14 protein-coding genes and 1 other annotated feature are annotated in these 14,290 nt (G+C 56.7%); of the genes, 4 read left to right on the top strand and 10 right to left on the bottom strand.

Annotated features, from left to right (window positions below):
- Positions 1-28: 28 nt before the first annotated feature.
- From yedF to EKN83_RS01055, 7 genes are all read right to left on the bottom strand, one after another.
- Positions 29-262 (bottom strand): sulfurtransferase-like selenium metabolism protein YedF, encoded by a 234-nt coding sequence (yedF, locus tag EKN83_RS01085; RefSeq protein WP_025756570.1) that lies wholly within the window; start codon positions 260-262, stop codon positions 29-31.
- Positions 259-1,470 (bottom strand): selenium metabolism membrane protein YedE/FdhT, encoded by a 1,212-nt coding sequence (gene yedE / locus EKN83_RS01080; RefSeq protein ID WP_126800175.1) that lies wholly within the window; start codon positions 1,468-1,470, stop codon positions 259-261. The genes yedF and yedE overlap by 4 nt, the downstream gene beginning before the upstream one ends.
- Positions 1,471-1,651: 181 nt before the next feature.
- Entirely contained in the window at positions 1,652-2,461 is an 810-nt protein-coding gene (gene trpA / locus EKN83_RS01075) for a tryptophan synthase subunit alpha (protein ID WP_045285935.1), read from the bottom strand.
- On the bottom strand, positions 2,461-3,654 hold the full coding sequence (trpB, locus tag EKN83_RS01070) for a tryptophan synthase subunit beta (RefSeq protein ID WP_047958829.1): 1,194 nt from the start codon (positions 3,652-3,654) through the stop codon (positions 2,461-2,463). The genes trpA and trpB overlap by 1 nt, the downstream gene beginning before the upstream one ends.
- A gap of 10 nt (positions 3,655-3,664) precedes the next feature.
- Positions 3,665-5,023, bottom strand: coding sequence for a bifunctional indole-3-glycerol-phosphate synthase TrpC/phosphoribosylanthranilate isomerase TrpF (gene trpCF, locus EKN83_RS01065; protein ID WP_126800174.1), 1,359 nt, complete (start codon positions 5,021-5,023; stop codon positions 3,665-3,667).
- Positions 5,024-5,026: 3 nt separating this feature from the next.
- Entirely contained in the window at positions 5,027-6,622 is a 1,596-nt protein-coding gene (gene trpD / locus EKN83_RS01060) for a bifunctional anthranilate synthase glutamate amidotransferase component TrpG/anthranilate phosphoribosyltransferase TrpD (RefSeq protein WP_008502806.1), read from the bottom strand.
- Complete coding sequence (locus tag EKN83_RS01055) at positions 6,622-8,184, bottom strand: anthranilate synthase component 1 (RefSeq protein ID WP_126800173.1); 1,563 nt, start codon at positions 8,182-8,184, stop codon at positions 6,622-6,624. The genes trpD and EKN83_RS01055 overlap by 1 nt, the downstream gene beginning before the upstream one ends.
- Before the next feature lie 23 nt (positions 8,185-8,207).
- Positions 8,208-8,302: a sequence feature (Trp leader region), on the bottom strand.
- A 148-nt stretch (positions 8,303-8,450) separates the two neighbouring features.
- Here EKN83_RS01055 and rnm point away from each other — a divergent pair.
- The 3 genes from rnm (at position 8,451) to rluB (ending at position 10,933) form a co-directional block, all read left to right on the top strand.
- Positions 8,451-9,344 (top strand): RNase RNM, encoded by an 894-nt coding sequence (rnm, locus tag EKN83_RS01050; protein WP_126800172.1) that lies wholly within the window; start codon positions 8,451-8,453, stop codon positions 9,342-9,344.
- The gene (locus tag EKN83_RS01045; protein ID WP_025756578.1) at positions 9,341-9,961 is read left to right on the top strand and encodes an L-threonylcarbamoyladenylate synthase; all 621 of its coding nucleotides are present in this window, start codon (positions 9,341-9,343) and stop codon (positions 9,959-9,961) included. The genes rnm and EKN83_RS01045 overlap by 4 nt, the downstream gene beginning before the upstream one ends.
- Before the next feature lie 96 nt (positions 9,962-10,057).
- Positions 10,058-10,933 (top strand): 23S rRNA pseudouridine(2605) synthase RluB, encoded by an 876-nt coding sequence (rluB, locus tag EKN83_RS01040; RefSeq protein WP_025756579.1) that lies wholly within the window; start codon positions 10,058-10,060, stop codon positions 10,931-10,933.
- Positions 10,934-10,968: 35 nt separating this feature from the next.
- Here the strand turns inward: rluB and cobO are convergent, their stop codons facing one another.
- Together cobO and EKN83_RS01030 are read right to left on the bottom strand one after the other, a co-directional pair.
- Complete coding sequence (cobO, locus tag EKN83_RS01035; RefSeq protein WP_126800171.1) at positions 10,969-11,559, bottom strand: cob(I)yrinic acid a,c-diamide adenosyltransferase; 591 nt, start codon at positions 11,557-11,559, stop codon at positions 10,969-10,971.
- Positions 11,556-12,317, bottom strand: coding sequence for a YciK family oxidoreductase (locus tag EKN83_RS01030; RefSeq protein ID WP_045285942.1), 762 nt, complete (start codon positions 12,315-12,317; stop codon positions 11,556-11,558). Before EKN83_RS01030 ends, cobO begins: the two co-directional genes overlap by 4 nt.
- A 251-nt stretch (positions 12,318-12,568) precedes the next feature.
- Between EKN83_RS01030 and sohB the strand changes: the two genes are divergently transcribed.
- Positions 12,569-13,615 carry a protease SohB gene (sohB, locus tag EKN83_RS01025; protein ID WP_025756582.1) on the top strand — a complete coding sequence of 349 codons (1,047 nt, stop codon included), beginning with the start codon at positions 12,569-12,571 and terminating at the stop codon, positions 13,613-13,615.
- 34 nt (positions 13,616-13,649) lie between these two features.
- Here sohB and EKN83_RS01020 read toward each other — a convergent pair whose 3' ends face one another.
- A complete protein-coding gene (locus EKN83_RS01020; RefSeq protein WP_003856804.1) occupies positions 13,650-13,901 on the bottom strand; it encodes a YciN family protein in 252 nt (83 codons plus the stop codon).
- Positions 13,902-14,290: the final 389 nt, after the last annotated feature.

Here is a 14,290-nt window from a genome sequence, read left to right as displayed (position 1 = left end):
GCGCCCCCGGCGGGGCGCATATCCTTTCTTACTTTTGAATCAGATAGCGAATGGTCGGGCCATCCTGCTGGATATCCAGCACCGTGTACCCATGGTTTTTGGCATCCAGCGGTATATTGTTGATGGACTGCGGGCAGTCGCTGACCACCTCCAGAATTTCGCCTTTCTTAAGCTGCGGTAACGCTTCAAGCGTAGCAACCGCCGGATAAGGGCAGGGTTCGCCGACCATATCAAGACGGTAATCAGGCACAATCTGTTTCATGCAGCGTTCTCCTGCGTTTCTGTTTTGACACTCCCACGGCGGAAGAAACGTTTCTCCTGCGCGATAACCAGTAAAAACGCGACCAGCAGCAGGGCATAGGTGACCAGCAGGCCGCCGAGAGGCCCGAAGGTGTTCAGCAGGTTGACCTTGTCCCAGCTGGTGGCGAGCGCCGGGGACAGGTCGTCCCAGAAGTACGCCAGGAGCGTCGAGCCGATAACATTTCCCAACCCCACCCACCAGTAATGCACCTGACCTTCAACGGCGCGGTACATCCAGCCAGTTTCACACCCGCCAGCCAGCACAATCCCGAAGCCAAACAGCAGTCCGCCAATCACCGCGTTAGGACCGGCCCACATGATTTTGGGTTCGACGCCTAACTGCACATAGCTGAAGATGCCGATGGCGCTGACCGCCATCCCGGCGATAATCGCTTTTGCCATCATCGTGCGCCCGGTGATCCACATATCGCGAAACGCGGAGGTAAAGCAGATCTGCGCGCGTTCAATCAGCAGACCAAAACCCACACCGAACAGCATCGCCAGACCGAGTTTGGGCTGGTTCAGGGCCGTGCAGAGCGCCCATGCCACCATCGCGAAAAAGACCAGCATTCCGAGGCGGAAACGGTGACGCGCCTGCGAGGGCTTTTGCGTAAGCGGCGACGCGGCGCTCACTTTGACCATTTTGACGGGAATACGGAACAGTGGAAGAAGGGTAAATTTTGCGCCTAAGTAAGAGCCGATCGCTGTAGCAACAGCAAAGAACCAGGCATGGAGCGAAAACTGCGGGATCCCGGTAAAGAAGGCGGCAAGGTTGCAGCCCATCGCCAGGCGCGCGCCGAATCCGGCAATCATGCCGCCGACAATTGCCTGCAAAATACGGATCCGGCTTTTAGGCAGCCTGAGCTTTATGTTGTTTGCCCACAGCGCGGCGGCAAAACAGCCCCCGAACATGCCAATGATCATCATCCCGTCAATGCGGGTTAGCGGCGTACCGTCCAGATGGATGAGTTTGAAGTAACCCCACGCTTCGGTATGCACGCCAGCGAGTTGCAGCAGTTGCCCACCCCAGCGGGTAAACTCGCCAGTCACGGCCCAGAAAGTACCGGTGATGCCGAAATAATAAGTAGAGAGAATGCCAGCTGCGATAACGGCTGGAACAGGTGACCAGAACTTAATCAGGTAAGTCTGTTTGAAGGATTGCCATGACATGAATAAGCCTCTGAACTCAGAAGGATTAAAGATAAAAAAGAGTCCAGATCATACGCTTACATGACCGTTTGAAAAGCCATTCACACCGAAAATATCGAAAGGATCAATTTTGACGTAATTCTTTGTAGATAGCGGGAAAGGAAGGGTAACCGTCTGGCAGGGATGCCAGACGGTGGATGGGTCAGGATTTACGCGTCGCGGCCTTCATGGCGCTGACGAAGGTTTTCAGCTCGGCCAGCATCTGCTCTGGCTTGTCGACGTTCTTCTCGATGATCTTCACAATCGCGGAGCCGGAAATGGCACCTGCCGCCTTCGCGTCAATCGCCGCGGTGACCTGATCCGGAGATGAAATGCCGAAGCCCTGCAGCGGTGGTGCGGCGTGATATTCAGCCAGCTTTTCCACCAGATGATGCAATGGCAGCGCCGCTTTGTTCTCCGCACCGGTCACACCCGCGCGGGAGAGCAGGTAGGTATAACCGCGTCCGTAGGAGGCAATCTGGCGCAGCAGTGCGTCATCCGCATTTGGCGGGCAGATGAAGATCGGGGCCACATTATGGCGCATCGCTGCCTGGCGGAACGGTGCGGACTCTTCAACCGGCACGTCGGCTACCAGCACCGAGTCGACGCCCACCCGCGCGCACTCGGCATAAAATTCGTCGATTCCGCGGTTGAATACCAGGTTGGCGTACATCAGCAGACCAATCGGAATGCTCGGGTGCTTCTGGCGGATCGCGGCCAGCATCTCGAAGCACTGGGTTGGCGTCACGCCTGCGGCAAAGGCGCGCAGCGTCGCGTTCTGAATGGTCGGGCCATCCGCCAGCGGGTCAGAGAACGGGATCCCCAGCTCCAGCGCATCGGCACCGGCTTCAATCAGGGTGTCGATAATCTTCAGCGACTGCTCCGGGCCCGGATCGCCCAGGGTGACGAAGGGAACGAACGCGCCTTCCTGGCGGGATTTCAGCTCTGCAAATACGTTATCGTAGCGTTCCATCAGATTTCCCCTCGTGCTTTCAGAATATCGTGAACGGTGAAGATATCTTTGTCACCGCGACCGGAAAGGTTTACCACCAGCAGTTGCTCTTTTTCCGGGTTTTCTTTCATCATTTTCAGCGCATGTGCCAGGGCATGCGAAGACTCCAGCGCCGGGATGATCCCTTCGCTGCGACACAGCGTTTTGAACGCTTCAAGGGCTTCGTCATCGGTAATGGAAACGTAATCCGCACGACCGGTGCTGTTCAGGAATGCATGCTGGGGCCCGACGGACGGGAAGTCCAGACCGGCAGAAATGGAGTACGACTCTTCAATCTGGCCTTCATCGGTCTGCATCATCGGCGCTTTCATGCCGAAGTAGATGCCCACGCGGCCATGCTTCAGCGGCGCTCCGTGCTCGCCGGTTTCGATGCCGTGGCCGGCAGGCTCCACGCCAATCAGGCCGACGTTCGTTTCGTCGATAAAATCAGCGAACATGCCGATCGCATTAGAGCCGCCACCCACGCAGGCGATAACGGCATCCGGCAGGCGACCCTCTTTTTCGAGGATCTGCGCTTTGGTCTCTTCGCCGATCATACGCTGGAATTCGCGGACAATCGTCGGGAACGGATGCGGACCCGCAGCGGTACCCAGCATGTAATGTGCGGTCTCATAACTGCCAGACCAGTCGCGCAGCGCTTCGTTACAGGCATCTTTCAGCGTGGCGGAGCCGCTGTGCACCGGGATCACTTCAGCACCCATCAAACGCATACGGAAAACGTTCGGCGACTGACGCTCAACGTCTTTCGCACCCATGTAGATGCGGCATTTCAGGCCGAGCAGGGCGCTGGCGAGCGCAGAGGCTACGCCATGTTGGCCTGCGCCGGTTTCTGCGATGATTTCGGTTTTGCCCATCCGCTTCGCGAGCAGCGCCTGACCCAGCACCTGGTTGGTTTTATGGGCGCCGCCGTGCAGCAGGTCTTCACGCTTGAGATACAGCGTGGTTTTGGTGCCTTCGGTCAGATTGCGGCATTTGGTCAGCGCCGTTGGACGGCCTGCATAGTTTTTCAGCAGATCGGTAAATTCAGCCTGAAACGCCGGATCTTTCTGCGCGCTGACAAAGGCTTCTTCCAGCTGGCGCAGTGCGGGCATCAGGATTTGCGGGACGTACATCCCACCAAACTCACCAAAATACGGGTTAAGTAATGTCGTCATCTTCTCTTCCTTAATATGCACGCAGAGTTTTAAATACGGAGGCCAGTTTGCTGGCATCTTTTATGCCGGGCTGGGACTCTACGCCTGAATTGAAATCGAGGCCCGCGCAGCCCATTTTGGCAGCTTCCACGCAGTTATCCGGGCTTAAACCCCCCGCCAGCAGGACGTTGTCCAGCTTTTCACCGTTCAGCAGTGACCAGTCAAATCGCTGGCCCGTGCCGCCCTGGCCGTTGTCGAGGACGTATTTGTCCACATGGTTCAGGTTTCGCGCGGGTAACGTCTTATCGACGCGTTGTGCTTTCCAGATTTGCACCTGCGGTGCCAGCGCGGCGCGCAGGTCATTGATATACGCCTGATCCTCATCACCGTGGAGCTGTACCGCGCTCAGCGATAACGCGTCGGTTTTCGCCGCAACGTCGGCGATGTCCGCATTACGGAAGACGCCGACATAGCTGAGTGGAGCCGCGGCTATCACCTTACGCGCCTGCTCTTCGCTTACCGCGCGCGGGGAGGTCTCCACAAAAATCAGTCCGCCGTAAATGGCGCCCGCTTCATAGGCGGCCTGGGCGTCCTGCTCGCGGGTTAAGCCGCACACTTTGTTTTCACCGAGCAGCACCCGACGCACTGCCGCATTGAGATCGTCATGCGCCATCAGGGCGGAGCCAATCAGAAAACCGTTGGCAAAGTGGCTTAGCTCGCGCACCTGAGCGTAGCTGTTAATGCCAGACTCGCTGATAACGGTTACGCCGGAACCCAGACGCGGCGCCAGCTGGCGCGTGCGGTTGAGGTCGATGGACAGATCGCGCAGGTCGCGGTTGTTAATCCCGACCACTTTGGCCCCGAGCGCGATGGCGCGTTCCAGCTCCTCTTCGTTGCTTACTTCGGTCAGCACGCCCATGTTCAGGCTGTGGGCCACGGCAGCAAGCTGGCGATACTGTTCGTCATCCAGAACCGAGAGCATCAGCAGGCAGGCATCCGCCTGATAGAAACGCGCCAGCCAGATCTGATACGGGTCAATAATAAAGTCTTTGCACAGGATCGGCTGCGGCGCGATGCCGCTGACGATCGGCAGAAAATCGAAGCTGCCCTGAAAATATTTCTCATCCGTCAGCACGGAGATGGCGGACGCATGATGCTTATAAATACCGGCAATACGTGCCGGGTCGAAATCGTCACGGATAACGCCTTTAGACGGGGACGCTTTTTTGCACTCAAGAATAAACGCGGTGCGCGCACCCTGCAGGGCGTCATAGAAACGACGGCTGCTCGGAACGACGTCATTCTGAAAACTGGCAAGCGGCTGCTGTTGCTTGCGGGCTTCCACCCAGATGGCCTTATCGGCAACGATTTTCGCTAAAACGGTCTGCATTCTTTACCCTCTTGCCGCAAGTGCGGTAACGCGATCGTAAGCTGCACCGGAGCGCAGTACATCCAGAACTTTTTGAACGTTGGCCTTCAGATCTTCCTCACCGTGCAAACGCATCAGCATGGCGACGTTGGCAGCAACGGCGGCCTCATGGGCGACCTCTCCCTTACCTTGTAATAAGCGCGTCAGAATGTCACGGTTTTCTTCCGGCGTACCGCCTGCCAGCGCCTCCTGGTGATACGGGGTTAATCCAAAGTCAGCGGCTTCCAGCTGGTAGCTCAGGATTTCGCCGTCACGCAGTTCGGCCACCAGCGTAGGGGCATGCAGCGACACTTCATCCATCCCGCCGCTGTGTACTACGGCAGCCCGTTGATAACCGAGCACGCGCAGCGTCTCAGCAATCGGCAGGACCAGCTCCGGGCTATAGACGCCAATCAGCGCCAGCGGCGGGTGAGCCGGGTTGATCAGTGGACCGAGCACGTTAAACAGCGTGCGGGTTTTGAGCTGCTGGCGAACCGGCATCGCGTGGCGGAAACCGGTGTGGTATTTCGGCGCAAACAGGAAGCAAACGCCCAGGTCATCCAGCGCTTCACGGGAACGTTCGGCGTTCATATCGAGATTAATGCCGAATGCCGCGAGCAAATCAGACGATCCGGAGCGGCTGGAAACGCTGCGGTTACCGTGTTTCGCCACTTTTAAACCACACGCCGCCGCCACAAAGGCGCTGGCGGTAGAGATATTGATACTGTTACTGCCATCACCTCCGGTACCAACGATATCCGCAAACGGATAGTCGGGGCGCGGGAACGGAGCGGCATTTTCCAGCAGGGCCGTAGCGGCGCCCGCGATCTCCTGCGGGCTTTCGCCACGCACTTTCATGCTCACCAGCGCAGCCGCCAGCTGTTCAGGCTTCAGCTCACCGCGAACCACGGCAGAGAAGAGCTGGTGGCTCTCCTGCTGGCTCAGGGTTTGTGCCTGGTACAGTTTTTCCAGAATCGGTTGCAGGGTGTTGGTCTGCTCCAGTTTCTGCAACGCCCAGTCCAGGGTCTGTTCCAGCAGACGAGCACCGTGTGAGGTCAGGATCGATTCAGGGTGGAACTGCATACCACAGACGCGGTCGGCATCGTGACGCACCGCCATCACCATCCCTTCAAACGAGGCGTTAATGGTCAGCCCGGCAGGAATGTTGCTTCCGACCAGCGAGTGGTAGCGTGCCACCGGGAGCGGATTCGGCAGCCCGGCAAACATTGCCTGGCCGTCATGTTCGATGCTGGACGCTTTACCGTGCAGGATTTCACCCGCCTGACCGACGTAGCCGCCATAGGCTTCCACAATCGCCTGATGACCGAGGCAGATGCCGATAATCGGCAGCTTGCCGCGCATGCGGGTCAGCAGCTCCGGCATACAGCCCGCTTCACTCGGTGCGCCAGGGCCCGGGGAGAGCATCAGCACCGGGTTTTGCATGGTAGCCAGACGGTCAATCAGGGTCTGTGCCGGGACATGGTTACGATAGATAACAACGTTATGTCCATTCGCACGCAGCTGATCTGCCAGGTTATAGGTAAATGAGTCGATGTTATCGAGCAGCAGAATGTCAGCCATCAGAAAATCTCCTGTGCATGATGTGCGGTAGCAATGGCGCGAAGGACCGCACGCGCTTTACTGCGTGTTTCGTCAGCTTCAGACTGCGGAACAGAATCAAGAACAATCCCGGCACCCGCCTGTACGGTGGCGATACCGTCTTCGACGTAAGCGGAGCGGATGACGATGCAGGTATCCAGATCGCCATGGGCGGTGAAATAGCCCACCGCGCCGCCATAGCTGCCGCGACGACGTCCTTCGGCGGCGGCAATCAGCTGCATGGCGCGCACTTTCGGCGCACCGCTCAGGGTGCCCATGTTCATGCAGGCGCGATAGGCATGCAGCACGTCGAGGTCATGGCGTAACTCACCGACCACGCGGGAGACCAGATGCATGACGAAGGAGTAACGGTCAACTTTGGTCAGGTCCGCCACGTAACGGCTGCCAGGGGTGCAAATGCGGGCCAGATCGTTACGCGCCAGGTCAACCAGCATCAGATGCTCGGAGAGCTCTTTGTGGTCGGTTCGCATTTCCAGTTCGATGCGGCTGTCGAGATCGCGATCCAGTGAACCGTCTGCGCGACGTCCGCGTGGACGGGTACCGGCGATCGGGTAGATTTCAATCTGGCGGCTGGTGGCGTCGTACTTCAGCGAACTTTCCGGCGACGCGCCAAACAGGGTGAAATCGTTATCCTGCATAAAGAACATGTACGGGCTTGGGTTGCTCTTTTTCAGCACATCATAGGCCGCCAGCGGCGACGGGCAGGGCAGAGAGAAGCGACGGGAAGGCACCACCTGGAAAATTTCCCCGGCGCGAATCGCTTTTTGCATCTGGCGAACCACGGCACCGTACTGATCGTCGGTCTGGTTAACTTCGCAGGTCATTTTCTCCACGCGCTGCACGGGCAGCGCAGGCGGCGCTTCGGTCATCTGCTGCTGCAGCTGCATGATGCGGTGTTCGAGACGCTGCTTCTCTGAGGAAGACGGCGTGAACAGGCTTGCCTGAATGCGGGTATATTTTTTCTGATGGTCGATCACCAGCAAGGTTTCAGCCAGATAGAAGCAGTAATCCGGGCAGCGGTTACCCTGTTCTGTTTCTGGCAAATCTTCAAAACCGGCGACCAGGTCGTAAGCAAACAGTCCACCGAAGAACATCGCCTCGCGTTCATCTTCCGGTACAGTGACCAGATTCTGCAGCAGGCGGAAAGCATCAAAGACGGACAGGGAGCAGAGGCGCGCGTCTTCATCCAGCAGCTGGCTGACCGGCGGGAAGTGCAAAATACGCATTTCCGGATGACGTTCATTTTCAATGCCGGCAGGCAGAGTGGCATCCAGCAATGGCAGCAATGACGCACCGTTCTCAGACAGCGCTTTGATGGTTACGGTGCTATCTAACGCCGTAATACGCAGCGCGCTGTCGACCAGCAGCAGACTCTTCAGATCGTCCTTGCTGTCGATATCCGCCGACTCCAGCAGCAGTGTTGCCGGACGGGCACCGCAAACCTGATGAAACAGCGCGGTAGGGTTGTGACGATAGACCGCCTCGCAGGTCAGCAGTTCGAGGTGTGGTTTGGCTGTTTGCATTATTGTGTTCTCATTTTCTGTTCAAAAAAAAGCCCGCTTAGTCGCGGGCTGGGTATCTGTTTGCATTTCGCAGACGCGTGACACTGCCCGATAATCAGGAAGTACGCCACCAACCGTGCAGAGTGCAATGTGCTGTCATTTTCAGATACCTTTCTCGTGTGAACTTGCGTACTAGTTAACTAGTTCGGTGGCGTGTTGTCAACCCTTGATTTCAGAATTTCGTTTTAAGTCGGTATCATGGTGGTTTCGGATGTCTCCAACCTGTTATGGGAAGTGCTTTGAGCGATACCACCTACGCGATTATTTATGATTTACACAGCCATACTCAGGCCTCTGATGGCCTGCTGACACCCGAAGATCTGGTTCATCGTGCCGTTGAAATGCGCGTCGGCACGCTGGCGATAACCGATCACGATACGACAGATGCCATTCCGGCGGCGCGCGCCGAGATTGCCCGCAGTGGACTGGCGCTGAATCTGGTGCCAGGCGTCGAGATCTCGACGGTCTGGGAAAACCACGAAATTCATATTGTTGGCCTGAACATCGATATAGACCATCCGGCACTTCGGGCCTTTTTGCAAGAACAAAAAGCACGCCGTCATCAGCGTGCTGAGATGATCGGCGAGCGGCTGGAAAAGGCGCATATTCCGGGCGCGCTGGAAGGCGCGCGAAAGCTGGCGAACGGCGGGGCGGTCACGCGCGGTCATTTCGCCCGTTTTCTGGTTGAAGCAGGCAAGGCCACGACGATGGCGGATGTCTTTAAAAAGTATCTTGCACGGGGGAAAACCGGATACGTTCCGCCGCAGTGGTGTACAATAAAACAAGCTATTGATGTGATTCATCATTCTGGCGGTAAGGCCGTGCTGGCCCATCCGGGGCGGTATAATCTTTCTGCTAAATGGCTGAAAAGACTGCTGGCACATTTTGCCGAATGCGGCGGTGAGGCGATGGAAGTCGCCCAGTGTCAGCAGGCACCCAATGAGCGTGCGCAGCTCGCGACCTATGCGCGTCAGTTTGGCCTGTTTGGGTCGCAGGGGTCTGATTTCCATCAGCCCTGCGCCTGGATCGAACTGGGGCGCAAGCTCTGGTTGCCCGCAGGCGTTGAGCCGGTCTGGCAGCTCTGGGAACAGCCGCAGCAAATTGAAGAGAGGGAAGTATGAGTCAGTTTTTCTATATCCATCCGGATAACCCGCAGCCGCGCCTGATTAATCAGGCCGTGGAGATCGTCCGCAAAGGCGGCGTGATTGTCTACCCAACCGATTCTGGCTATGCGCTGGGCTGCAAAATTGAAGATAAAGGGGCGATGGAGCGTATTTGCCGCATTCGCCAGCTGCCGGACGGCCATAACTTTACCCTGATGTGCCGCGATCTCTCCGAGTTGTCGACCTATGCTTATGTCGATAACGTGGCGTTTCGCCTGATCAAGAACAACACGCCGGGTAATTACACCTTCATCCTGAAAGGGACCAAAGAAGTGCCGCGTCGTCTGTTGCAGGAAAAACGTAAAACCATCGGTATGCGCGTGCCGTCGAACCCGATAGCGCAGGCGCTGCTGGAAACCCTCGGCGAGCCGATGCTCTCCACCTCGCTGATGCTGCCGGGAAGTGAGTTTACGGAGTCGGATCCGGAAGAGATTAAAGATCGTCTGGAGAAGGTCGTTGAGCTGATTATTCACGGTGGCTATCTCGGACAACAGCCAACCACCGTGGTCGACTTAACCGAAGACACACCGGAAGTGATTCGTGAAGGCGTGGGCGATGTAAAGCCTTTCTTGTAATGGTATAAGCAGATATACTACGCGGCCATCAAAGCAGGGCGCGGCCCTTTTTTGACCTGATTCGACGCCTGTGAAGGCGACACCTGAGGAAGCTCAATGAGCGAGAAGTTACAGAAAGTGCTGGCGCGTGCCGGCCACGGCTCGCGCCGTGAAATCGAAGCCATTATTGAAGCGGGCCGCGTGAGTGTGGACGGTAAAATCGCCACGCTGGGTGACCGCGTAGAAATCGTACCGGGGCTGAAGATCCGTATCGACGGTCATCTTATCTCCGTGAAAGAGTCCGCTGAGCAGATCTGCCGCGTGCTGGCTTACTATAAGCCGGAAGGCGAGCTGTGCACCCGCAACGACCCGGAAGGTCGCCCGACGGTGTTTGACCGTCTGCCAAAACTGCGTGGCGCTCGCTGGATTGCCGTCGGTCGTCTGGACGTGAACACCTGCGGTCTGCTGCTGTTTACCACCGACGGTGAGCTGGCAAACCGTCTGATGCACCCAAGCCGTGAAGTGGAACGTGAATACGCCGTGCGTGTCTTTGGCCAGGTTGATGAGAATAAACTGCGCGACCTGTCGCGTGGCGTTCAACTGGAAGACGGTCCTGCGGCGTTCAAAACCATCAAATTTACCGGTGGGGAAGGCATTAACCAGTGGTACAACGTAACCCTGACCGAAGGCCGTAACCGCGAGGTGCGTCGTCTTTGGGAAGCTGTCGGCGTGCAGGTTAGCCGCCTGATCCGTGTCCGTTACGGCGACATCCTGCTGCCAAAAGGCCTGCCGCGTGGGGGATATACCGAACTGGATCTGACCCAGACCAACTACCTGCGCGAGCTGGTTGGCCTGACGCCGGAAACCACCTCTAAAGTGGCGGTGGAGAAAGATCGTCGTCGCATGAAGGCGAATCAGATCCGTCGTGCGGTGAAACGCCATAGCCAGGTGAACAGCAATCGCCGCGCCGGCAGCCGCAATAACAACGGTTAAAAACAGAAGCCCGGTCACAGTGACCGGGCTTTTTTTTAGTAATCAATCCCGATTTGCGCTTTGATACCTGCGTCAAAGGCATGCTTTACCGGACGCAGTTCGCTGACGGTATCGGCCAGCTCAAGTATATCCCGATGACACCCGCGCCCCGTGATGATGACCGTCTGATGGACAGGCCGGTTCTTGAGGGCCGTCAGCACGGCGTCCAGCGGCAGATAATCGTAGGCGACCATATAGGTGATCTCATCCAGCAGAACCATATTCAGCGAGGGATCGGCCAGCATTCTTTTCGCGTGCTCCCAGACGGCGAGACAGGCTGCGGTATCGGTTTCCCGGTTCTGGGTGTTCCAGGTAAACCCGGTCGCCATTACCTGAAACTCTACGCCGTGAGGCTCAAGCAAATTGCGCTCACCGTTGGGCCACTCGCCTTTAATAAACTGGATAACGCCGACCTTCTGCCCGTGGCCGACCGCACGGGTGGCGGTACCAAACGCGGCGGTGGTTTTCCCTTTACCGTTGCCGGTAAAAACGATGACGATCCCTCGCTCGTCCTGCGCGGCTGCGATGCGAGCGTCAACCTGTTCTTTCAGCCGCTGCTGGCGTTGCTGATGACGTTCTTTACTCATTGCGAAATTCCCGGCTTACGGCCCGGCTGGGCGTCAAAGGTCATCCCGGTTTTGCGGCGACTGTCATCACCCATCAGCCAGAGATAAAGCGGCATGATATCGGCCGGGGTTTTCAGCTTCTGCGGATCTTCACTCGGGAAGGCGCTGGCGCGCATTTTGGTGCGCGTTCCACCCGGATTAATGCAGTTTACGCGCAGATGACGGCTCTGGTACTCCTCCGCCAGCACCTGCATCATGCCTTCGGTCGCGAATTTTGATACGGCATAGGCGCCCCAGTTAGCGCGCCCCTCCCGGCCAACGCTGGAGGAGGTGAAGACCAGTGAGCCAGAATCCGATTTGAGTAATAAAGGAAGCAGTGCCTGGGTCAGGAAAAACGTCCCGTTGACGTTGACCTGCATGACCTCCTGCCAGATCGCGGGATCCTGTTCATCCATCGGGCGAACCTCTCCAAGCAAACCGGCATTGTGCAGTACGCCGTCCAGTCGCGGGTAGTGCGTGCTGATGCGGTGAGCAAGTTCCTGACATGTCGCGGGGGTACAGGTGAGCAGATCCAGCGTGTACCAGCGGGCAGGAAGGCCACCAGCGGCTTCAATCTCCTGCGCCACCCCTTTCAGTTTTTCTTCGTTACGACCGGTCAGGATGACGCTCGCGCCATACTCAGCGTAGGTTAGCGCCGCTTCACGGCCAATCCCATCGCTGGCCCCGGTGACAAGGATGATGCGGTTCTGCAGCAGATTTTTTTGCGGTTGATAATGCACGGTGACTCCTCGGCGCACAGTGACTCAAAGACGCCTTCTTTTATGACTTTTCGGCTTTATGCCCGAATTAGCATGAGAATTCAATCAGTCTACAGGACGCATTACTGTAAAATTAACAATTTGCAAATATTTAAACTCCCGACCGGGGATTCCTGAAGGCGGCTCGCAGAGGTAATGTCACGAGCGAGACGCATGGGCAGGGCTGTTGTACACTGCCGTGAAAGATTCGTGGTTAAATCAAGGTGGAACGCGTGGAATTACTTTCTCAATATGGGTTGTTTTTGGCCAAAATCGCAACGGTGGTGATTGCCATTGCGGTGGTTGCCGTTCTGATTGTTAACCTGACGCAGCGCAAGCGTCAGCGTGGGGAATTACGCATTACCCGCCTGAGCGAGCAGTACCAAGAGATGCAGGAAGAGATGTCACTGGCTCTGCTGGATACGCATCAACAGAAACTGTGGCATAAAGCGCAGAAGAAAAAGCATAAACAGGAAGCCAAAGCGGCGAAGGCAAAAGCTAAGCTGAATGCACCGCAGGATAAGGTCATTCCACGGGTTTATGTGCTCGATTTTAAAGGCAGCATGGATGCGCATGAAGTCGCGTCTTTGCGCGAAGAGGTCACTGCCGTGCTGGCCGTGGCGACACCGCAGGATCAGGTTGTCGTGCGTCTTGAAAGCCCCGGTGGCGTGGTTCACGGTTACGGGCTGGCGGCGTCACAGCTGCAGCGTTTGCGTGAAAAACAGATCCCATTGACCGTGGCCGTGGATAAAGTGGCGGCGAGCGGTGGCTATATGATGGCCTGCGTGGCGGATAACATTGTTGCCGCGCCGTTCGCCATTATTGGCTCGATCGGCGTGGTCGCGCAAATCCCGAACTTTAACCGCTTCCTGAAAAATAAAGAGATTGATATCGAACTTCACACGGCGGGTCAGTACAAACGTACCCTGACGCTGCTCGGGGAAAACACGGAAGAAGGGCGTCAAAAATTCCGTGAGGATCTCAATGAAACGCATCACCTGTTTAAAGATTTTGTGCACCGTATGCGCCCGACGCTGGATATCGAACAGGTGGCAACGGGTGAGCACTGGTACGGCGTCCAGGCGCTGGAGAAAGGGCTGGTGGATGCCGTTGGCACCAGTGACGATCTGCTGCTCAACCTGATGGACGGCCGTGAGCTGGTTGGGGTGCGCTTTACCCAGCGTAAGCGACTGCTTGACCGCTTTACCAACAGCGCGGCAGAGAGTGCGGACCGCCTGCTGCTCCGCTGGCTACAACGCGGGCAGAAACCGCTGCTGTAAACAAAAACGCGAGGCCTGTGCCTCGCGTTTTGCGTTAATCGACCAAGTGATATTTCTCTGAAAGCGTATGCGCCAGGTATTTAAACATGTTAAACACGGCGGTGCTTTTCGGGGTCGGTAACCCCTGTTCGTCAAGGAAGTATTCACCGCTGAACACCAGCACGCCATTACGCTGCTCTACGCCGGTGGCTTCAATGCCCGCCAGCGTGTCTTCATGGTCACGGATAAGCTTGTTTGCTTCGATAAGCAGAGAGGCTCGGTCAATGGGTTGGGTCGTATTCTGCATAATCCACTCCTTAAACAGTGACAATAGTCTACGCCGCGGGCGCTTTGGGGGCAAATTTTCCCTGTAATGTGAGGGGATAAGGTGCGGGACCCTGGCTGGCAGGATTTGCTTTTGCATGCTAATAAAGTTGCGTAACGAATTTTATCAGGTAGAGTGTGCGCTTTCGTCATTCTGGCAACAGAATTGCTTGACATTCGACCGGGAATTCGTCACGAATTACACGAGATGTGAGAAAAATACCCGAGAACTCAATCACCTGGGCGTGTTTTCTTTGATGCCCGGTAAGACAAAGGGGTTGATATCTCCTGACGCAGTCGCAATATCATTGGCTCGTCGTCAGCGGAAGGGAAATCAACGTGCGGCGTATTCCTGGAAGAATTAAATTAGGT

This window comes from Enterobacter sp. WCHEn090032, from assembly GCF_003986875.1.
GTDB classification, from domain to species: domain Bacteria; phylum Pseudomonadota; class Gammaproteobacteria; order Enterobacterales; family Enterobacteriaceae; genus Enterobacter; species Enterobacter sichuanensis.
The sequence above is the reverse complement of the archived record's forward strand: the minus strand, read 5'-3'. Positions and strand labels throughout refer to the sequence as shown.